Annotated in this window: 21 protein-coding genes and 2 tRNA genes; 15 read left to right on the top strand and 8 right to left on the bottom strand. The window is 64.1% G+C overall.

Annotated features, from left to right (window positions below; translation table 11 throughout):
• Positions 1–20 precede the first annotated feature (20 nt).
• Together MRUB_RS01335 and MRUB_RS01330 are read left to right on the top strand one after the other, a co-directional pair.
• Positions 21–1,205, top strand: a complete 1,185-nt coding sequence (locus MRUB_RS01335) for an acyl-CoA dehydrogenase family protein (protein WP_013012561.1) — start codon at positions 21–23, stop codon at positions 1,203–1,205.
• Between the two features lie 41 nt (positions 1,206–1,246).
• Positions 1,247–2,314, top strand: a complete 1,068-nt coding sequence (locus MRUB_RS01330) for a quinone-dependent dihydroorotate dehydrogenase (protein ID WP_013012560.1) — start codon at positions 1,247–1,249, stop codon at positions 2,312–2,314.
• Here the strand turns inward: MRUB_RS01330 and MRUB_RS01325 are convergent.
• Together MRUB_RS01325 and MRUB_RS01320 are read right to left on the bottom strand one after the other, a co-directional pair.
• Positions 2,298–3,128, bottom strand: coding sequence for a patatin-like phospholipase family protein (locus MRUB_RS01325; protein WP_013012559.1), 831 nt, complete (start codon positions 3,126–3,128; stop codon positions 2,298–2,300). The genes MRUB_RS01330 and MRUB_RS01325 overlap by 17 nt on opposite strands.
• 51 nt (positions 3,129–3,179) lie before the next feature.
• Entirely contained in the window at positions 3,180–3,587 is a 408-nt protein-coding gene (locus MRUB_RS01320) for a thiol-disulfide oxidoreductase DCC family protein (RefSeq protein WP_013012558.1), read from the bottom strand.
• 111 nt (positions 3,588–3,698) lie between these two features.
• Here MRUB_RS01320 and moaA point away from each other — a divergent pair, with 111 nt between their 5' ends.
• Positions 3,699–4,673, top strand: a complete 975-nt coding sequence (gene moaA / locus MRUB_RS01315) for a GTP 3',8-cyclase MoaA (protein WP_036199943.1) — start codon at positions 3,699–3,701, stop codon at positions 4,671–4,673.
• Positions 4,674–4,708: 35 nt separating this feature from the next.
• Here the strand turns inward: moaA and MRUB_RS01310 are convergent, their stop codons facing one another.
• Complete coding sequence (locus MRUB_RS01310; protein WP_015586276.1) at positions 4,709–5,113, bottom strand: hypothetical protein; 405 nt, start codon at positions 5,111–5,113, stop codon at positions 4,709–4,711.
• A 133-nt stretch (positions 5,114–5,246) separates the two neighbouring features.
• The gene (locus MRUB_RS01305) at positions 5,247–5,786 is read right to left on the bottom strand and encodes an inorganic diphosphatase (protein ID WP_013012555.1); all 540 of its coding nucleotides are present in this window, start codon (positions 5,784–5,786) and stop codon (positions 5,247–5,249) included.
• A gap of 103 nt (positions 5,787–5,889) precedes the next feature.
• Here MRUB_RS01305 and MRUB_RS01300 point away from each other — a divergent pair, with 103 nt between their 5' ends.
• Genes MRUB_RS01300 through MRUB_RS01275 form a run of 6 tightly spaced genes read left to right on the top strand, consistent with a single transcriptional unit; the run spans position 5,890 to position 10,552 of the window.
• Positions 5,890–6,495, top strand: coding sequence for a TetR/AcrR family transcriptional regulator (locus tag MRUB_RS01300; protein ID WP_013012554.1), 606 nt, complete (start codon positions 5,890–5,892; stop codon positions 6,493–6,495).
• Positions 6,488–7,363: a heme ABC exporter ATP-binding protein CcmA gene (gene ccmA, locus MRUB_RS01295; protein ID WP_013012553.1), complete on the top strand. Its 876-nt coding sequence runs from the start codon at positions 6,488–6,490 to the stop codon at positions 7,361–7,363. Before MRUB_RS01300 ends, ccmA begins: the two co-directional genes overlap by 8 nt.
• Positions 7,360–8,481, top strand: a complete 1,122-nt coding sequence (locus tag MRUB_RS01290) for an ABC transporter permease (RefSeq protein ID WP_013012552.1) — start codon at positions 7,360–7,362, stop codon at positions 8,479–8,481. The genes ccmA and MRUB_RS01290 overlap by 4 nt, the downstream gene beginning before the upstream one ends.
• Before the next feature lie 57 nt (positions 8,482–8,538).
• Positions 8,539–9,390 carry a hypothetical protein gene (locus MRUB_RS01285; RefSeq protein ID WP_013012551.1) on the top strand — a complete coding sequence of 284 codons (852 nt, stop codon included), beginning with the start codon at positions 8,539–8,541 and terminating at the stop codon, positions 9,388–9,390.
• Complete coding sequence (locus MRUB_RS01280) at positions 9,387–10,040, top strand: outer membrane lipoprotein carrier protein LolA (RefSeq protein WP_013012550.1); 654 nt, start codon at positions 9,387–9,389, stop codon at positions 10,038–10,040. Before MRUB_RS01285 ends, MRUB_RS01280 begins: the two co-directional genes overlap by 4 nt.
• Before the next feature lie 56 nt (positions 10,041–10,096).
• Positions 10,097–10,552 carry a methyltransferase family protein gene (locus MRUB_RS01275; protein ID WP_013012549.1) on the top strand — a complete coding sequence of 152 codons (456 nt, stop codon included), beginning with the start codon at positions 10,097–10,099 and terminating at the stop codon, positions 10,550–10,552.
• 75 nt (positions 10,553–10,627) lie between these two features.
• On the opposite strand, the gene MRUB_RS01270 is transcribed toward MRUB_RS01275, so the two are convergent.
• The 4 genes from MRUB_RS01270 to MRUB_RS01255 form a co-directional block, all read right to left on the bottom strand.
• Entirely contained in the window at positions 10,628–11,278 is a 651-nt protein-coding gene (locus MRUB_RS01270; protein ID WP_013012548.1) for an HAD family hydrolase, read from the bottom strand.
• Positions 11,247–12,350 (bottom strand): MFS transporter, encoded by a 1,104-nt coding sequence (locus MRUB_RS01265; RefSeq protein WP_013012547.1) that lies wholly within the window; start codon positions 12,348–12,350, stop codon positions 11,247–11,249. Before MRUB_RS01265 ends, MRUB_RS01270 begins: the two co-directional genes overlap by 32 nt.
• A gap of 57 nt (positions 12,351–12,407) precedes the next feature.
• Positions 12,408–12,482, bottom strand: a tRNA-Glu gene (locus tag MRUB_RS01260).
• Positions 12,483–12,558: 76 nt separating this feature from the next.
• A tRNA-Gln gene (locus MRUB_RS01255) sits at positions 12,559–12,632 on the bottom strand.
• A gap of 133 nt (positions 12,633–12,765) precedes the next feature.
• Here MRUB_RS01255 and MRUB_RS01250 point away from each other — a divergent pair.
• From MRUB_RS01250 to MRUB_RS01225, 6 genes are all read left to right on the top strand, one after another.
• Positions 12,766–13,395 carry a roadblock/LC7 domain-containing protein gene (locus MRUB_RS01250; RefSeq protein ID WP_013012546.1) on the top strand — a complete coding sequence of 210 codons (630 nt, stop codon included), beginning with the start codon at positions 12,766–12,768 and terminating at the stop codon, positions 13,393–13,395.
• Between the two features lie 12 nt (positions 13,396–13,407).
• The gene (locus tag MRUB_RS01245) at positions 13,408–15,225 is read left to right on the top strand and encodes a hypothetical protein (protein WP_013012545.1); all 1,818 of its coding nucleotides are present in this window, start codon (positions 13,408–13,410) and stop codon (positions 15,223–15,225) included.
• A 95-nt stretch (positions 15,226–15,320) separates the two neighbouring features.
• Positions 15,321–16,082, top strand: coding sequence for a sugar phosphate isomerase/epimerase family protein (locus tag MRUB_RS01240; RefSeq protein ID WP_013012544.1), 762 nt, complete (start codon positions 15,321–15,323; stop codon positions 16,080–16,082).
• A 181-nt stretch (positions 16,083–16,263) separates the two neighbouring features.
• The gene (locus tag MRUB_RS01235) at positions 16,264–17,019 is read left to right on the top strand and encodes a c-type cytochrome (RefSeq protein ID WP_013012543.1); all 756 of its coding nucleotides are present in this window, start codon (positions 16,264–16,266) and stop codon (positions 17,017–17,019) included.
• A gap of 14 nt (positions 17,020–17,033) precedes the next feature.
• Complete coding sequence (locus MRUB_RS01230; RefSeq protein WP_013012542.1) at positions 17,034–17,525, top strand: hypothetical protein; 492 nt, start codon at positions 17,034–17,036, stop codon at positions 17,523–17,525.
• 24 nt (positions 17,526–17,549) lie between these two features.
• Positions 17,550–18,194, top strand: a complete 645-nt coding sequence (locus MRUB_RS01225; RefSeq protein WP_013012541.1) for a Rieske (2Fe-2S) protein — start codon at positions 17,550–17,552, stop codon at positions 18,192–18,194.
• Positions 18,195–18,197 lie beyond the last annotated feature (3 nt).

Raw genomic sequence — 18,197 nt, 5'->3', positions numbered from 1 at the left:
GAACCACGGAGGAACGCAAAATGATTGCCGATCGCCCCAGGGACTTATGGTTTGAGCTTGATAGCGAGGAACGCCAGATTATCGGTACGCTGCGGGATTTTTTGCAGGCCGAGGTGGCCCCCACCGCCGCCGAGCGCGACGAGACCGGCGCCTTTCCGTTTGAAATCGTGAAGAAGCTGGGCGAGATGGGTGTGATGGGAGCCCAGGTACCCGAGCAGTACGGCGGGGCGGGGCTATCCACGCGCGTTTTTGCCCGCATTATCGAAGAAATTGCAGCGGTAGATGGTTCGCTGGCGCTTACCGTGGCCTCGCACAACAGCCTGTGTACCGGCCATATCCTGATTGCCGGCAACGAGCAGCAGAAGCGGCAATTCCTGCCCCGGCTGGCTTCCGCCGAGGTGCTGGGGGCCTGGGGCCTCACCGAGCCAGGCAGCGGCTCGGACGCCGCGGCCATGCGCACCAAAGCCGAAGACACCGGCTCGAGCTGGGTGCTGAACGGTACCAAGCAGTTCATCACCCAGGGGTCGGTGGCCGGGGTGTATGTGGTCAACGCCCGCACCGATGCCGCCCCCAGCGAGGAGAAAAAGCATCTGGGGCTCTCGGCGCTGGTGTTCGAGGCCCCCATTCCAGGCTTGCGGATTGGGCGCAAGGAGCGGAAGCTAGGGCTTAACGCTTCAGACACCGCGCAGATAATCTTTGAGGATATTACCTTGCCCAAAGAGGCCCTGCTGGGTGAGCGGGGCAGGGGCTTCTACGATGTGATGAGGGTGCTGGAAGGCGGGCGCATCGGCATCGCTGCCATGGCGGTGGGGCTGGGGCGGGCCGCTCTGGAGTTTGCTACCAAGTACGCCCTCGAGCGCGAACAGTTTGGCAGGCCCATCGCCGAGTTCCAGGCAGTCTCACACAAGCTGGCCGATATGGCTACGCAGCTAGAAGCCGCCCGGCTCTTGTACTTGAAGGCCGCCGAACTGCGCGACGCCGGTAAGCCCTTCGGCCCGGCTGCGGCCCAGGCCAAGCTCTTCGCCTCGGAGGTGGCGGTGCAGGCCTGCGACGAGGCCATCCAGATTCTAGGCGGCTATGGCTACATCAAGGAGTACCCGGTCGAGCGCTACTGGCGCGACGCCCGCCTGACCCGCATCGGGGAGGGCACCAGCGAGGTGTTGAAGGTGATCATCGCCAAGCACTTGCTGGCCCAGTACCGCTAGAAACCCTTCCCGCCCTCCCTGCCCCCTGCTATCCTTTTCCGGTGTACGAGCTGCTCAAACCCTGGCTGTTCCGCCAAGACCCCGAGACCATCCACGAGCGGGTGATGCACGGCCTGGCCTGGCTGGGGCAGCGGGGGCCCAGCCTCGAGCTCATCCGCCAGTTCTTCAGCCTGCGCGACCCACGCCTCGAGGTCGCGGCGTTTGGCCTGCGCTTCCCCAACCCCATCGGCCTGGCGGCGGGTTTCGATAAAAACGCGGTGGCTGTGCGAAGCTGGGCCGCCCTGGGCTTCGGGCACGTGGAGATTGGCTCGGTTACAGCCCTGCCCCAGCCGGGCAATCCCAGGCCCCGCCTATTTCGGCTGCCCCAGGATCAGGCGCTAATCAACCGCATGGGCTTCAACAACGAGGGGGCCGAGGCCATCGCTCAAAGACTAGAACGCTTGCAACAAACCTTTGGCCGGCCCCCGGTGCCGCTGGGCATCAACCTGGGCAAGTCCAGGGTCACCCCCCTGAAGGAAGCCCCCCAGGACTACCTGCAAAGCCTTTCCCGCCTCTGGCCCTATGGCGACTACTTTGTCATCAACGTAAGCTCCCCCAACACGCCGGGCCTCCGGGCCTTACAGGACAAAGCGCGGCTGGAAGAGCTGCTGGCCGCGCTTACCGGTTTTGTGCAGGGCCGGAAGCCCCTGCTGCTCAAAATTGCCCCCGACCTGACCTGGGAGCAGATTGACGAGATTCTGAGCCTGGTGGAAGATTACCGGCTCGCGGGCCTGATCGCCACCAACACCACCACCGCCCGCACCGGCCTGCAAACCCCCATAGACGAAGACGGCGGCCTCTCGGGCAGGCCCTTGCGGGGGCGCTCGCTCGAGGTGCTCAAATACTTGCACGCACAGCTACAAGGCCGCCTGCCCATCGTCTCGGTGGGGGGCATTTTCAGCCCGGAGGACGTGTGGCAACGGCTGGAGAACGGGGCCACCCTGGTACAGGTGTATACCGGCCTGGTCTACGAGGGGCCCTTGATGGTGAAAAAGCTGTGCAAAGGGCTGCTGCAAAGAATGGAGCAAGAGGGCGTGGGCAGCCTCGCGGAGCTCAGTTCGACTCCATAACCAGCAGTTGGCGGATTTCCTCGAGCTTCCCTTCGGCGGCCGCCTCGCCGTCCTGGATGGCCTGCTCGAGCTGCTGGAAGCTAAAAAGCCCGATGCCCTCGAGGCTGGGTCGCAAAATCAGGTCGGGGCGCGAGACCGCCAGCTTTACCTCGGCCAGCCGAATCTGCATAATCTCCACCGAGCGATACACGTTTTGGATCGGATTGGTATCCGTGCCCCGGCGGAAAATCTGCTGCCACCAGGTTTTTTTCTGCGGGTGCTCGCGCAGCACCTCCAGCGGGGTCACATCCACCGCAATCACCCGCTCGGCCCCCAAAAAGCGGGCCAGATCCACCGGAATCTGGTTCAGAATGCCGCCGTCAGCCAGCAGTTGCTCCCCCACCCAGATGGGGCTGATCACCCCTGGGTAGGCAATCGAAGCCCGAATGGCCTGGAACACATCGCCCTGGCGAAAATACACCTCGGTTCCGGTAACCAGATCGGTGGCGGTGATGCCCAGCGGAATAGGAAAATCTTCTATCTGGCGGGGTAGGTGCGGCTCCAAAAAGCGCACCAGCTCGCTGAAGTTGAGCATATCGCTCAGGGGGTTCAAGTCCAAAAAGCGCCAAAAAGACATCTGGGACAGGATCTCCTGTACCCGATTGGCCGAGTGACCTGCGGCGAAAAAGGCCGCCATGATGCTGCCCATGCTGGTTCCGACCACCACGCTGGGGCGGAAGCCTTCGCGCTCCAGCACCCGCAAGACCCCAATGTGGGCATACCCTCGAGCCCCCCCGCCGCCCAAAGCCATTCCAAAGCGCTTAGACTCCGCCATGCCTCTAGCCTAACCCCAAGCCGCTCGTTATTCCATTTAGACAAGCGCCACTTACAAAGCATCTAAAAAGCGCCTCTTGAGTTCGGGGGTTGGCACCATACAGCGCTCGAGCCGCCCAAAAAGACGGTAGCGGTTTTTGGCGATCAACCGATAAACCCAGTCCCGCAACCCCTTGGGCGCCCACCGCAGCACAGCCGCTATGCGCCACACCCCCCCCAGCCGGTAGAGGATGTGCAGGGCGGCGTCCGATTCCAGCCAGACCCGCGCCCCCTCGATAACCACCAGGCTATCGGCCAGGGCCGCCTCGGTCGGGACACCGTATTGGCGAAGCAGTTGCTGCCCAACCTCGGACTGCTGGGAGGCAAACACAAAGCGCTGGGCCCGGTCGTGGCGCAGAATGAACTGCACGCTGCGGTGGCAAAGGTTGCAAACGCCATCGAACAGCACCACCGTCTTCATGGTTTCAGTTTAGGCGGGTGTGGCTCGAGGGAATGTGGCGGGGGTATTTGTAACCCGCCTTGCGCCTCAGACCCCCCGTGTTGCTAGAATGTGCAACACGGGGTGGCCAGCGTGAAACTAACCGACCAATACGGGCGCATCATCAAAGACCTGCGGCTTTCGGTCACGCCGCGCTGCAACCTGCACTGCCTGTACTGCCATCCGCTGGGCTGGGAACAGTCGGAACCCCCCGGCACCATCTCGGTCGAGGACACCCGCCACTTTTTGCGGGCCATGCAGCTACTGGGGCTGGAATCGGTGCGCTTTACCGGCGGCGAGCCGCTGGTGCGCAAAGAGCTGCCCCAGATGATTGCAGCAGCCAGCGAGCTGGGCATCCCCGACATCGCCATCACCACCAACGGCCTCCTGTTCAAGCGCAAGGCCAGGGAGCTTCTAAGCGCTGGGCTCAAACGGATTAACCTCTCGATGGACGCGGTGACCCCCGAGGTCTTCCGCAGCATGACCCGGGGTGGGCAGGTCGAGAAGGTCTGGGAGGCCATCGAAACCGCCTGGGAGCTGGGCATGCACCCGGTCAAAATCAACGCGGTGATGATCCGGGGCATGAATGAACAGGAGGTAATTCCGCTGGCCGCACTCTCGCTGGACAAACCCCTCGAGGTGCGCTTCCTGGAGTACATGCACCTCGACAACTCCAACCCCGAGCTCTACCACGCCCGCTTTATCAGCGGGGCCGAGACCCGCGCCAGAATCGAGGCCCACTTTGGCCCCCTCGAGCGCGTAGACCACGATCCCACCGCCCCCGCGCGGGTTTATCACATCCCCGGCGCGGTGGGTACGGTGGGCTTTATCAACCCGGTTACCGAGCCTTTTTGCTCCAAGTGCTCCCGCCTGCGCCTGACCGCCGACAAAAAAATCCGGCCCTGCTTGCTAACCGACCTGGAGATGGACATTGCCTGGGCCTTCGAGGCCGAGAACCCTGTTGAGGCCCTGGTAGACGCCATCCTGCTGGCCACCGACCGCAAACCGGCCTTCGGCAACACCCTGCCCACCCTGCGCGAGCGGGTGATGGTGGGCATTGGCGGCTAAGCGCCCCAGAATGAGAACAATCAGTGGTAGGGTACTTAGATGACCCCGTAGTTGTAGGTATCGTGGCGGCCATTCTTGTCCACAATGGCCCACCAGCGGTGTTCGGAGAGCGAGGGCATCTGGAGCAGAAACACCCAGAACTTGCTGGGGTTCTCGCCGCCATCGGGCTGTATGGGGCTTTCGGGGGTGATCAGGGTGAGCTGGGAATCGCCCGCATTCATGAAGTCCCGCACAGCATTTTGCAGCTCCTCGTGATCGGGTTCGTCGGAGAGGTCGTAGGCCGAAGGATCGGCCTCGATCAGGCCCAGGGGGCTTTGGTCGTCCTCGCCATCCTCCACAAAGCTGGTAATGGCCGCCTCGAGGGCCTCGAGAAAGCCCTCTTCGTCGGCCACAGAAGGTACCTCGACATTCAGGTCGGGCACCCCCAGCGCTCTCAGCAAGGATTCTATTCGCTGTTGCAAGGCCATAAGCAAGCTCGTTTGATTACATAACCACAAATGCGCAAACCGGTCAAGCAAACCCAACCGCGGCTAACCCGACCCTGTTTGCGCCCGGTTGTCTTCAAAAACCAGGCTAGTGGCCCTTGGTCTGCTGGAAGCGCTCGATGCAGGCCTTGACCTCGGCCACCGCCCCGGCCTTGTCCTTCCAGCCCGCCACCTTGACCCACTTGCCCTTGTGGGCTTCCAGGGCCTTGTAGGTCTCGAAGAAGTTCTGGATCTCCTGTTTGTAGGCGGTGGGCACGTCGCTCAGATCCTGGATGTGATCCCAGCGGGGGTCTTCGGCCACCACCCCGATGATCTTGGCGTCGCCGCCTTTTTCGTCTTGCATGTCCACCATGCCCACAATCCGCACATCCACCACCACGCCCGGCAAGAGGGGGTGGGTGGAAAGGATGATGCCATCCAGGGGGTCGCCGTCCTCGGCCAGGGTGGAGGGGATGAAGCCGTAGTCGCCGGGGTAGAACTGGGCGGTGGGCAGCACCCGGTCAAGTTTGACGGCCTCGAGGTCGGGGTCGTACTCGTACTTGTTGGAAGAGCCGCGCGGCACTTCGATGACCATGTGGACAATTTCAGGGGCTTTTTTCCCAACCGGTAGGTTCTTGAGATTCGCCATAGCGCACCTATTCTGACATCCTCCGGCAAAAGCGGCAAAGGTTTATTACCAATGGCCCTGGGCAGGGCTTGCCCAGGCGGGGCTCGAGGTTTACTATGTAAGTATGTACTTACTTTCAAGTTTCGACGAGGCCGACTCCACCCGCACCGCCCTGATGCGCGCGGGGTTGGAGCTTCTAGCCGAGAAAGGCTACAAAGGCACCACCACCCGCGAAATCGCGGCCAGGGCCGGGGTCTCCGAGGTCACGCTGTTCAGGCAGTTTGGCAGCAAAAAAGCCCTGCTGCAAGCAGCGGTACAGAAGCTCCGCCCACCGGTAGAGCTGATCCTGCCCCGCCCATCCCACGGTCAGATGAGCGCGTCTTCGCTGGAAGACAGCCTGCTGCACCTGGCCCAGGGGTACGCGCAGATGCTCGAGGCCAACCAGGGGCTTCTGGTTCGGCTCCTGCCCGAGCTGGCCCGCCACCCCGAGCTGCGCGGTGAAACCGGGCCACTGGGTTTGCAAAAGGCCATGTCGGCGGTTTTTGAGTATTTTGCCGAGCTGCAAAAACAGGGCCTGTTGCGTGCTGATGAAGCCCCTTCTCAGGTGGCCGTCGCCTTGCTGGGGCCGCTTTTTGCCCGGGGGGTGCTTCTGGGGGCCCTGGCCCTCCGCCCGGCGTTCGATTTACAGGCCCATGTGCGGGGTTTTCTGAAAGGGAGGCAAGGTGATTAGCGTTACGCAGATCTCGAGGCGGTTTGGCCCTCTGGTGGCCCTTAACAATGTAAGCCTGGAGGTTCGCCCCGGCGAGGTGTTTGGCCTGCTGGGGCCCAACGGTGCGGGCAAAACCACCCTGATTCGCATCCTGAGCGGGGTTCTGCTGCCCAGCGCCGGCCAGGCCCAGGTGGCCGGACTGGATGTAACCCGCTTCCCCGAGCAGGTCAAGGCCGCCATCGGCTACGCCACCCAGGAGGCCAGCGTCTACCGCGACCTCACGGTGCGGGAAAACCTGGAGTTCCGCGCCCGGCTCTACCTGAAAGCGCAGGCTGTACCACAAGCCGTCGAAACCACCTTGCAGCGCTTTGGCTTGCAGGACTTTGCTCATCGGCTTGCCGGGGCCCTCTCCGGGGGCTGGCGGCAGCGGCTGGCCCTGGCCCAGGCGGTGGTGCACGGGCCCAGGGTGGTGTTTTTGGACGAGCCCACCACCGGCCTCGACCCGGTCTCGCGCCGCATCATCTGGGACTTGATTCACCAGGAAGCCGCTCGAGGGGCAGTGGTGCTGGTCACCACCCACTACATGGACGAGGCCGAGCGCTGCCACCGGCTGGCCCTGCTCTTTGGCGGTCAGGTGGTGGCCCAGGGCACCCCCCACGAGCTCGAGCAGCTCGCGCTGCAGCAAGCCAGGGTGGCCTACTGCGAGACCGACCTGCCCCTCCAGCGCATCCGGGCCCTGCCGGGGGTGCTGGACGCCTGGCCCAGCGGGCGCGGGGTGCGGCTGATTCTGGAGCAGCAGGCCTCCCTCAGCCTGCCCCTCCAGACCGTATACCCCAACCTCGAGGACGTCTTCATCATCCTGACCCGCCGTCAAGGGGGTGCCGCATGAGCCGCATCCTGGCCCTGGCGCAAAAGGAGTTCACCCAGATCCGCCGCGATCACGTGCTGTCCCGGCTTATTGTGGGGCTGCCCATCGTCATGACCCTGCTGTTCGGCTACGCCATCAACTTCACCCTCTCGGGCATCCGCCTGGCCGTCTACGATGGCTCGCAGGATCGCATCAGCCAGTACCTGCTGCAAGAGCTGCAAAAGGAAAACCGCTTTACCCTCACCCACATCGCACAAAACCCGGCGGAGGTGCCGCAGGCCATCCAGAAAAACCAGGCCCGGGTCGGCCTGGTGATTCCTTCGGGCGCCCTGCAAGCCGTGCGGCAGGATAAAGCCGTACAGCTCGAGGTGTTTGTGGATGGCGCCGACCCCAACTTTGCCTTCCAGGCCCAGGCCGCCCTGCGCAAGGTGCTGGGAGACGTCAACAGCCGCCTGCTGGCCGGCAAGGTGCTGGCCGGAACCGCCACCACCCCGCCCCTCACCCCCAGCCTGCACACCCTCTACAACCCCGACAACAAAACCGCCTGGTTTACCATCCCGGGCATCATCGGCCTGATTATGACCATCTTTACGGTGCTCCTGACCGCGCTTTCGATCGTGCGCGAAAACGAGGGCCGCACCATGGAGGCCCTGATGGCCAGCCCCATCAAACCCTACGAGGTGGTGCTGGGCAAGGTGCTGCCCTATTTTGTGATCGCCACCCTGGTGAGCCTGGTGGTGCTCTCGATCGGGCACTGGGTGTTTGGCGTGCCGGTGCGTGGGAGCCTGCTGCTGCTCTTTGGGCTGATCGTGCTCTTCGTGCTGGGCTCGCTGGGGGTGGGGGTGCTGATCTCCACCCTGGCCCGCACCCAGATTCAGGCGGTGTTTGGCACTTTTGCCTACATCCTGCCCACCATCTTTCTTTCGGGGTTTGTGTTCCCCGTAGATGGCATGCCCCTGCTGTTCAGGTGGTTGGCAGCGGTGATTCCGGCCCGCTATCTGATTGATGGCACGCGGGGGGTAATGCTCCGGGGCGCGGGCCTCGAGACCCTCTGGGTAGACCTGGTGGCGCTCGTCATTTTCAGCGTGGCCGTGCTGGGTCTGGCCAGCCTGCGCTTTGGCAAACGGCTGGCGGCCTGAGGGGCGCTGGATGGTATCGTTAGCCTGCTCTTTCTGACCGTGAGGAAAAGAACGCTCATGAAAGGATTTCACCCATACCGACGTCTCCTGCAACTCGCCCTGGCGGCGGTGGGTCTACAGCTTTCGACCCTCGGCCTTGGGCAGTCCCTCACCTTCGGGCTTTTTGGCCGCCTGTCGCCCGACCACCTGACCCCCACCCTCGAGGCCACCCTTCCGCTGGGCGAGCTGGAGCTACGCGCACGGCTGCAGCGCGATGCGCTGGGCCTGGGGTTGAACGGCGCGCTGGAGCTAAGCGCCCTGGGCCGGCTGAGCTACGGCGCAGGCTTTAGCCTGGGCTTCGCCGGCTGGGGCTTGCAGGCCGGGGCCAGCGCCGTCCTGGGCCCGGTGGCCGCCAGCCTGGAGGCGCTGTACAGCACCACCCCGCGCTCGAGCCTGTGGGTGGGCGACGAGGCCGAAGGCGGGCTGAAGCTGGGGCTGGGCGGGCGCTACCGCCTCGAGCCCCGGCAGACCCTGGGCCTGCAACTGGGCTTCAAAAACAGCCTGGCGGGTATCGCCAGCGGTTCGGGGGAGCTGAGCTATGCCCTGCGACAGGAACAGACCTACACCTTTGGGCTGGGGGTGGACGATTCGCGCCTGTACGGCCTCTTGGGCTGGCGGGGTGAGCTGGACGAGGCCGGGACGCTGCTCGAGGCCACCCTGCGGGCCGGGCAGCTCAACCGGCTGGAAGCAGCCTTAACCACGCCTTTAGACGAGGAGCAGCTCAACAATCTTAAGCTGCGCCTAACCGTGGCCTACCCCTGGGCTGCTACCCTGGGGGTGGAGGCCTACGGCTTCCGCGCCGATGCAAGCTACGACGGTGGATTTTCCCTATGGCTAAGGTACATCCTCGAGTTCGGAGGTAATGAATGAAAAAACTGCTAGCAATCGCCTTCTTATCCCTTGGGCTGGCTATGGCCCAGAGCATCGCCGAAATTACCCGCCAGGTGCAGGCCAACATGGAACGTTCGCCCTGGGAGGCCACCGTCACGGGCAAGGTGCAGCTACCCGACGGCAGCACCCAGGAGGCCGATTTCCGGCTCCAGGTGATTCCGGGCAAGGAGCAGCTCGCCCGGGTCGAGTTCAAAAAACCCGCCGCCCTCGAGGGCAACTTCGTGGTGATCTCGGATAAGGAAGTCTGGAACTACCTGTTCCTGACCAACCAGCTCATCATCCAGCCCCGCGCCAAAGCCCGCATCGAAGGCCTGGGCTTCAACCTGACCGACCTCGGCGACTTCGAGGAGCTCACCCAGCGGGTCACGCTGCGGCTTCTGGGCGAGCAAAACACCCCCGCCGGCCCGGCCTGGCGCATTGGCGGCGCCCCCAAGGACGCCTCGCTGGGCTTTGCCAGCATGGAAATTCTGGTGCTCAAGTCCGACCCCCGCCCCCTCTCCATCACCCTGCGCGACAGCAGCAACAAGGTGCTGGCTGACCTTAATCTCACCAACTTCCGCCGGGCCAACCTAACCCCCCAGACCCTGCGCAAGCGGCCCGCCGATGCCGAGGTGCTGCGGCGCAACTGAGCCGGGGTTTCACACAGCGCCTGTTGCTCTGCTTTTTTACGCTGTATCCTGTACCCATGCGCCTGGGCGAGCGGGGCGAGGGGTATGTGGTGGGGCAGTTTGCCCTGCTGGGCCTGCTGGTGCTGGCTTTGTGGGTTACGCCTTCCTTTAGCCCGCCCTGGCTGGGGGGGCTGGGGCGGGGGCTGGCCTGGGTGGGGCTGGGGGTGCTGCTGCTGGCGGCCTGGCAACTGGGCCGCAACCTGACCGCCCTGCCCAAACCCAGGCCGGGGGGCTACCTGGTACAGCAGGGGCTCTACCGGGTGGTGCGGCATCCCATCTACTGCGGGGTGCTGCTGTGGGCGCTGGGCAGCAGCCTGGCCCATCTGAACCTCTGGACGCTTCTGCTGTGTGGGCTGCTGTTTGTCTGGCTCGACCGCAAGGCCAGCCTCGAGGAAACCTGGCTTCAAGAGCGCTTCCCCGGGTACAGCGCCTATCGCCAACGGGTCAAAAAGCTGATTCCCTGGGTCTACTAGATACCCCGCGGGAAGCCACGCCTGTTTGCGCTTCCCGCGGGGGCCCCAGGATGAGAAAAATGGGCGGTAGGGGGCCTAGCCCAGCGCCCGCAGCCAGTCCCACAGGCGCGGGTCGGTGTAGTCGGGGATGCACAAGAAAGCCCCCGCCTGGGCCAGGGCCTCGGGTGGGTGGCCGGTGGTGAGGGCCACGGTGGGAAGGCCGGCCCCCACCGCCGAGCGTACCCCGGAGGGGGAGTCCTCGAAGGCTAGGGCCTCCTGGGGGGCAAGGTTTAGATGCTGTAGGGCCATTCGGTAGGGCAGCGGGTCGGGTTTGCCAGCGGGCAGGTCTTCGGACAGAACGATGTGGTCGAAGACCAGGCCCAGCCGCTCGAGCAGGTACAGGGCATTCCCCCGCGGAGCGTTGCTAACCAGCGCCCGCCCAAGCCCCCGTTCGCCGGCCCAGTTCCACAGCACCCTCAAGCCCGGCAAAGGCTGTACCGTGGTGGCCAGTTCGCGAAAGCGGGCTTCCTTTTGTTCGATAAAGCGCTGCCCTTCGGCCTCCGAAAGCTGGGGCAGCAGGCGCTGTACAATCTCGGGGTTCAGGCCGCCGCTGATCTGGGTCTGGTAGAAGTGGTGGTCGCCCTGGATGCCGTAGCGGGACAGGCCCTCGAGCCAGGCCTGCTCGTGCAGGCGGTCGGTGTCGGCCAGGGTGCCGTCAAGGTCGAAGAGCAGGGCCCTCAGCTTCACTTTTCCTCCAGAGCAGGTAGGTCATGCCGGCCATCCAGGCCACCACCAAAAGCATACCGGTGGCTAGCGTTTCCCTGGGTAGCAGGGCAAATCCCGCCGGGATCAGGTTGCTGCCCACCGCCGCCGCATAAAACAAAAAGGCCAGCCCACCGTAGCCGATGTGCTTCTCGGTGAAGGCATAAAGGGTAGGAAAGGTGGGGGCCACCCAGAACCCCACCAGGGGAAAAACCCAGGCCAGCGGAGGCACAAAATAGCACCCCACCACCAGCAACGCCCCCAGGTGCAGCCCCACCAGCCGGGCCAGGGGGTTGGCGGCCACGAAGTCGGCCAGGAGCCAGCGGCCCAGGGTCAGGCTCACCCAGTACAGCGAGAGCAGCACCCCCACCCAGCGGGGGTCGTAACCCAGGTGGCGCAAATAGAGGCCGGAGAAGCTCGAGACCACCAGCTCCACCCCCACGTACGAGACCGCTGCCAGCAGCGCCAAGGGCAGCAGCCCCGACGGGTTGCGGGCTCCTTCAGCCTGGGGGCGCGGGTGCGCCGCCGGGGCTTTCCACAACAGGCCCGCCGCCCCCAGGGCCACCAGCGCCAGCACCGCATAGCCCACCCGCCAGCCCAGCCCCACCATCAGCAAGGGCGCTAGCACCGCCCCCACCCCAAAGGCCGTGTTGACACGATAAAGCACAGTCAGTTGGCCCCTGGGGTAGAGCTCGAGGGGCAGGGCGTTGCAGTGGAAGTTAACCACCGCCACCCCCAGGCCCAGCAGCAAAGCAGCCGCAAACACCCCGCCCATCCAGGGGGTCAGGGCCATGCACAACAGGCCCAACCCCTCGGCCAGCAAGGCCAGGGGCAGCCAGGGGTGGCGCCGGCGCAGGCGGCTGCCCAGGAAAATGCCCAGCAAAGCCCCTACAAAAAACAGGTTGAAGTACCAGGCCAGCTCGGGGCCCACGGCAAACTGGGCTTGCCACTGGGGGATGGCCGCCCCCACCGCCGCCCCAATGGCCCCGGTCATAAACAGCCCCAGGGCGCTGCCCCAGGTCAGGCGTGAACGTTGGGCGTTGTCTACCGGGTTCATGGGTGGGCTCACAATTTCTCGGCAAAGCTAAAACCCCCGGCGCGAACCGAGGGCTGCTGGTGACCCCAAGGGGATTCGAACCCCTGCCGCCGCCTTGAAAGGGCGGTGACCTAACCGCTAGTCGATGGGGCCAGGTTGGTTTTATCTCGGGGGTGCTGCCCTGCGCCCAGGTCAGGGCGCAGCAGATAGCAGCTCTTCGAGATAAATCTGGCTGGGGCACGTGGATTCGAACCACGATTGACGGAGCCAGAATCCGTAGTCCTGCCGTTAGACGATGCCCCAACAGGGAGCCTGTTCGAGCAGGCAACGGGTATGGTACAAGATGACCCAGGTTTTGGCAAGTCCTTCACTATAATCATCCCCAGGCCGGGCCTGAGTTGGGGCTTTCCGGCCCGAACCCAGCGTGGGAGGACAATTGGACAAAACCGCACAAAAAATCATCGAGGCCCTGTCCCAGGTGGTCTCGCCCCTGGCAGCCAGCAGCCTGCTCAAACGGGCGCTGGGGGGGCAGTCGCCCGAGGCACTGGAGCCGCAGCGCTGGGCCGAACTGATCGAGGGGCCGTTGCAGCGAGAAATCAGAGAGATCCTGCCGATGAATGGGCTTCTGCCCGAGCTAAAGCAGTTGGCTCAGCAGCTCAAAACCCAAGCCCGCAGCCCCCAGCCAGTGGCAGCTCCTACCCTCGAGGTCACCGATCTGGCCGAGTACATAGACCTGCAAAGCGAGTCCGAGCGCCAGCGCCTGGTGCTGGAACTGGCTCGCAAGGAGGGGGTGCTGGCGGTGGTGCTGGAGTCCAGTTACGGGCGCGAATTGCGCCTGGGAGCTTACAGCGAGGGCCTGGCCGATCTGCTTTCTACCATGCACCGGTTACTTGACCGTAAAGGGAGTTACCGGGTGTTTTACACTGTGTTCAGGGAGGCTCAGCTGGTGCTGCGCCCGTTGGGGCAAGGCTACCTGGCTGTGCTCACGCGCAACGAGGCCAATCTGGGGCAATTGCTATACCGAATGGGCAAGATCGAAGCCCTCCAGGTGGGCGCTGAGCAATAGGAGGTTATGATCATGAAGCGTTGGTTCGCGATAATCGCGCTATTTAGCCTGGCCTGGGCCGCTCCGGCCCTCACCCTGTACGACCAGCTCGCACCCATCTTGGATCAGGTGCGCACGCTACAAAACAGCAACCCTGCACGGGCCCTCGAGCTCCTGGCGCAAGCCGAGGACAACTTCCGCAAAGGGGCCGGTGAATTGCCCCCGGTGCTGCGTGAAGGCATACAGCAGTCCCTGGCCGACGCCCGCCAGGCTTTAGCGCGCCGCAGCAGCGCCGACCTCGAGGCCCGCATCCAGATCATCAAGGCCATCCTGGGCAAGGCCCTGTACGATGGTTACTTCAACGCCCTCGACAAGGGCAACACCGAGGATGCGGGGCGCCTGCTGCCCAAGGTGCTCGCGGCCAGCGGGCTGCCCAACAGCCTGCAGGCCCAGGTACAAACCCTGGCCGCCGCGAACAACCTGGAGGGGGTGCGCCGTTTGTTTGAGCGCACCTATGCCCAGGGCATCGCCAACGCCCTCCAGCGGGCCCAGGCCCAGACCAGTGCGGTGCGGGCCTACCTCGAGGCCACCCGGGCCTATGCCCTCTACCTGATCGTGCAAGACTCGCCCCGCGCCCGCGGGCTCAGCGCCAAAGCCTTTGTGGATGCCCTGGGCAAACTGTCCAGCGGTAACCTGGGTGGTTTCAAGACCGATGTGCAGGGGCTGTTAACCCAGGCACAGAACTTCCTAAGAGCGGCCTCGAGCCCCCAGAGCCAGCGGCGAAGTAACCCCACCACCACCACCCAAACCCCCCCGGCCGCTGGGGGGGTTCGCCTAGAGGCCCCCCGCACCCCCCCGGCCCCCAGGGAAACGGCCCCGGCCATTGCAGTGCAAACCCGCCCGGCCGTCCAGGCGGCCTCTACCCCGGATGCCTACCAGCAATTGCTGGGGGATCTGCGCTTTCTGATCAAAGATAGCCGCCAGCTCGAGCGTGTGGCCGACAGCCTGACAGGGGCCGGCGTTTACAGCATTGACGACTGGAAACGGGCCCTGCTGGAGGTGCGCGGACGCCTGCTGGAAGCCCAGGCCCAGGTTGAAAACGGGCAGACCGACCTCGCCCGCCGCACCCTGGCCCAGGTCAGCGCCCGCTACAGAACAGCCATCGCTCCCCTAATCGAGGCCCTGCGACCCGAGCTGGCCCAACGCACCAACCGGGTGCTCGACCTGGCCGAGAACGCCGTGGGTCTGCGCACCAGCGACTTCACGGTGCTTTCGGGGGAGCTGTTGGAAAACGCCCTGGTTCTGGAGGGCAGGAGCCTAGGGGCTTTCCATAGCCTGCAGATCTGGCTGCTGCAAACCATCCTGGGCATCCCCCGGGCTTTTCTGTTCATCCTGGCCGGACTGCTGGCCTTCTTCCCGCTTTACCTGCTTAAGCTGACCTTCGGCGGGCGCAACGTCTACTGGCGCCTCCTGGGCCTGGCCTTTTTCTTCCTGCTGCTGCCAGCCATGATGGAAGGCCTATCCTACATCGGCTCCATCCTGTCCGACCCGCGCTACGGTCGGCTGCCTTTCCTGGGCGTTCTCACCAACCTGTCCATTCAGCAAAACCTGGTGGCCCAGTTGTTCTGGGGCCTGACGGTGTTCTTGGTGATCATCTTCGCCACCATTGGCCTGCGGGGCATCGCAACCCAGTTCGGTTTGTTGCAAAACCAGCGCACCCCAGTACAGCGCAGCCGCAGCTCCACCTTAGCCCAGACCGCTGCGGGCAGTGCAGCGGGGGCCGCCGCCAGCACCAAGCCGCACCCCGGCCTGACCAGCGAGACCATCGTGGAGTGGGATGAGGAGTTCTGAAAAACCTGCACTGTTCCAGAGTTAAGCCAGCCCCGCAGACCATGTAACGCCATACCCCCAACGCCCAGGCGGTATAATCCACCCGGTTTTTCTATATGAAACTGGGTTTTAGTCCCCTTACCGCTGGTCTCAACTACCGGCAATCCTTCGAGCTGGCCGCCGAGCTGGGCCTGTTTCTGGAAATCGCCTTTGACCAGCACGAGATGGATCCCCGGCTGCCCAAGGCCCGGGAGCTGGCTGAGATGGGCCGGGCCGCCGGGGTGGGGTTTACCGTACACCTGCCTTTTGTGGACTGGAACCTGGTCTCGCTGGTGCCGGAGGTGCGGCGGCTCTCCCTCGAGCGCACCCAGCGGGCCATCGAGTTCGGGGCCCAGATCGGCGCGGCCTGCGGGGTGCTGCACACCGGCCTGGTTCCGCTGCGGCTGCCCGAGGCCGTGAACCACGCCCACCAGCTCGCCCATCAGGCCCTCGAGCAGCTCGAGCTGGCCATACCGGTGGCGCTGGAAAACCTGGGTCTTGAGACAACCGATCTGCTTGAAACCCCCAGCGAACTGCGGAACCTGCTGGAGGCCCACCCCCAGTACGGCTTCTGCCTGGATGTGGGCCACGCGCTTATCCAGCGGGGCCCCACCGGCCCCCAGGAGTACCACCACCTGCTGGGCCACCGCCTGCTGCATCTTCATCTGCACGATAACCGGGGCATCCAAGACGAGCACCTGCCCTGTGGGGAAGGGGCCGTGGACTGGGCCTGGGTGCGGAAGCTGCTGGAAAACTTCGGCGGTACTGCGGCCCTCGAGGTATCGGGCGGCGAGGGGGGTGTGCGCCGGAGCGTGGCCCTGTTACGGGCCAATTCCTAAACTTACTCCAAGCTACAATTTGGGGCACGCAAGCTTTTATTGTTGCAGCCCCTGCTAGGGACATTTGCCCCTCAACGAGTTTTTATGATGGTCTTACCGGGGCGCAGGCCCCTAATTTTCTGGTAGTCTTGAAAGCAGTGCCCAGCCCCCCTGAACGGGCCTGGCCAGGAGGAATCAAGCAATGCCGATTGAGCGAATCGAAGTGTATCTGGATGGCGGCGCCGAACCTGTGCAGGTGCTCACCCAACCCCCTTTCAAAGTCACCTACGACACCCGCTCACTAAGCGATGGGGAACACCTGCTGCGGGTGGTTACCTACTACACCAACGGCGCGCAGGAAGTAAAGGAAGTGCCCTTTAAGGTAGCCAACACCCCGGGGGTGCTGCTGCAGGGCCTCGAGGAGGGTAAGGAGGTCTCGGGCACCCTGGACGTGACCCTGCGGGTGGCCGACCCCGATGTGAAGCCCGGCCGCGAGCGCTTCCCCGGGCTGGGCGCGGCCATCGCCACCGCTGTAATTCTGGGCGGGATCTGGCTCTTCTTTGCCGCAACTGGCGTGACCAACAAAACCCTCGAGGAAGTAGCCAAACCCCCCGCTGCCGCCGAGGCAGGGGCCCATGGGGGCGATCACGGCGGGGCGGTGGCGGCCGTGGACGAAGCCCTTAAAGCCAAAGGCGAGCAGGTTTACAGCGCCAACTGCGCCGGCTGCCACCAGCCCACCGGCAAGGGCCTGCCGGGGGTCTTCCCGGCCCTGGACGGCAGCAAGAACGTGGCCGATAAGGCCTACACCATCAACATTCTGCTCAAAGGCAAGGGGGGCATGCCCTCCTTTGCCCGGCTCTCCGATGAGGAACTGGCCGCAGTTGCCACCTATATCAAGAATAGCTGGAGCAACAAGTTTGGCGGTGTGACGCCCGACGAGTTCAAGGCGGCCCGCTAAACCCTGGAGGGAAGATGTACCGCAACGATACGGTGGTTCCCTACTTCGCCCTGGTCTTCTCAGCGGCGTTGTTTCTGATGGCCTACCTCAACGACCGGATGCGGGTGGTGCACGAGGCCGGGGTGGTGCCCCACCTCACGGTGGGCAACATCGGGCTGATGGCCTTTGCCATGGTGCTGTTCATTTATGGATTTATCGGGCTGTTGAGCAACTGGCTCGAGGGCTCCGAGCTGCGCCCCGGCAAACACGAACCTGAGCCCAGCAGCCTGCCGATGGTGGCCGGGGTGGTGCTCTCGCTTCTACTGGTGATGCTCTCGGGCTTCTTCGTGCGCACTTTGGTGTTCGCCAACAACCCCGAGATTGGCTACTACAACGCCACCACCTTACAGGCCGGGGTGTTTGCCTCGATGATGCTTATCCTGGCCCTGCTCATTGCCATCTACAAAAAATACTTCGTACCAGAAGAAGTTCTGGCTGAGGACGAGAAAAGCGACTTCCCCTGGTAGCACAGGAGTTTGGAGGATTTGACAATGGCCGATCATGAAGCCACTGCCCATCACCACGAGCACCATACCGAAGACCCCCAGGCCCACGCCACCCGCCGGGCCATCCTGCAGGCGGCCATCGGTGTGAGCGCAGGGGCCGCGGTGCTCTCGACCCTGTGGGTGGGTGCGGGTCTGATGCCCCGCGAAGAAAAGATTCCCAGCAAAGAACCGGTGGCAGTGGGTGATGTCCTGGTTTTTGCCACCGGCCCCAAAGCCGAGCAAGAGATTACGCTGGACGACCTGCGGGCTGCTCAACGGGAAAGAATCCCCTTCATCATCGCTTTCCCCAAAAGCCCCGAGAACGTGGTCAAAAAAGACCTGATCACCAACACCATCATGGTCATCCTGGCCGACCCGGCCAAGATGAGCCCGGAGACCCGCCAGCACGCCTCCCCTGAAGGGGTGCTGGCCTACTCGGCGGTCTGCAAACACCTGGGCTGTACGGTGAGCCTGTGGCAGAACGACACCTGGCTCTGCCCCTGCCACGGCGGCCGGTATGACATCTACAACCAGGCCAAGGTGGTGGGGGGCCCCGTGCCGGCCCCCGTTCCCCAACTGCCGGTTAAGGTGGAGGGGGGCAAGGTGGTGGTGGCGGGCGAGTTCCTGGGCAAGCCCGGCGCCGACGTATAGGGA

This window comes from Meiothermus ruber DSM 1279, from assembly GCF_000024425.1.
Taxonomy (GTDB): domain Bacteria; phylum Deinococcota; class Deinococci; order Deinococcales; family Thermaceae; genus Meiothermus; species Meiothermus ruber.
Note: the sequence above shows the minus strand (reverse complement) of the source record. Positions and strands in the feature narration are given on the sequence as shown.

Coding starts and splice junctions, on each gene's coding strand:
- MRUB_RS01335 (WP_013012561.1), top strand. CDS start 21: ATGATTGCCGATCGCCCCAGGGACTTATGGTTTGAGCTTGATAGCGAG.
- MRUB_RS01325 (WP_013012559.1), bottom strand. CDS start 3,128: ATGGCGGAGTCTAAGCGCTTTGGAATGGCTTTGGGCGGCGGGGGGGCT.
- MRUB_RS01320 (WP_013012558.1), bottom strand. CDS start 3,587: ATGAAGACGGTGGTGCTGTTCGATGGCGTTTGCAACCTTTGCCACCGC.
- MRUB_RS01305 (WP_013012555.1), bottom strand. CDS start 5,786: ATGGCGAATCTCAAGAACCTACCGGTTGGGAAAAAAGCCCCTGAAATT.
- MRUB_RS01300 (WP_013012554.1), top strand. CDS start 5,890: ATGTACTTACTTTCAAGTTTCGACGAGGCCGACTCCACCCGCACCGCC.
- MRUB_RS01290 (WP_013012552.1), top strand. CDS start 7,360: ATGAGCCGCATCCTGGCCCTGGCGCAAAAGGAGTTCACCCAGATCCGC.
- MRUB_RS01285 (WP_013012551.1), top strand. CDS start 8,539: ATGAAAGGATTTCACCCATACCGACGTCTCCTGCAACTCGCCCTGGCG.
- MRUB_RS01280 (WP_013012550.1), top strand. CDS start 9,387: ATGAAAAAACTGCTAGCAATCGCCTTCTTATCCCTTGGGCTGGCTATG.
- MRUB_RS01275 (WP_013012549.1), top strand. CDS start 10,097: ATGCGCCTGGGCGAGCGGGGCGAGGGGTATGTGGTGGGGCAGTTTGCC.
- MRUB_RS01265 (WP_013012547.1), bottom strand. CDS start 12,350: ATGAACCCGGTAGACAACGCCCAACGTTCACGCCTGACCTGGGGCAGC.
- MRUB_RS01245 (WP_013012545.1), top strand. CDS start 13,408: ATGAAGCGTTGGTTCGCGATAATCGCGCTATTTAGCCTGGCCTGGGCC.
- MRUB_RS01240 (WP_013012544.1), top strand. CDS start 15,321: ATGAAACTGGGTTTTAGTCCCCTTACCGCTGGTCTCAACTACCGGCAA.
- MRUB_RS01235 (WP_013012543.1), top strand. CDS start 16,264: ATGCCGATTGAGCGAATCGAAGTGTATCTGGATGGCGGCGCCGAACCT.
- MRUB_RS01230 (WP_013012542.1), top strand. CDS start 17,034: ATGTACCGCAACGATACGGTGGTTCCCTACTTCGCCCTGGTCTTCTCA.
- MRUB_RS01225 (WP_013012541.1), top strand. CDS start 17,550: ATGGCCGATCATGAAGCCACTGCCCATCACCACGAGCACCATACCGAA.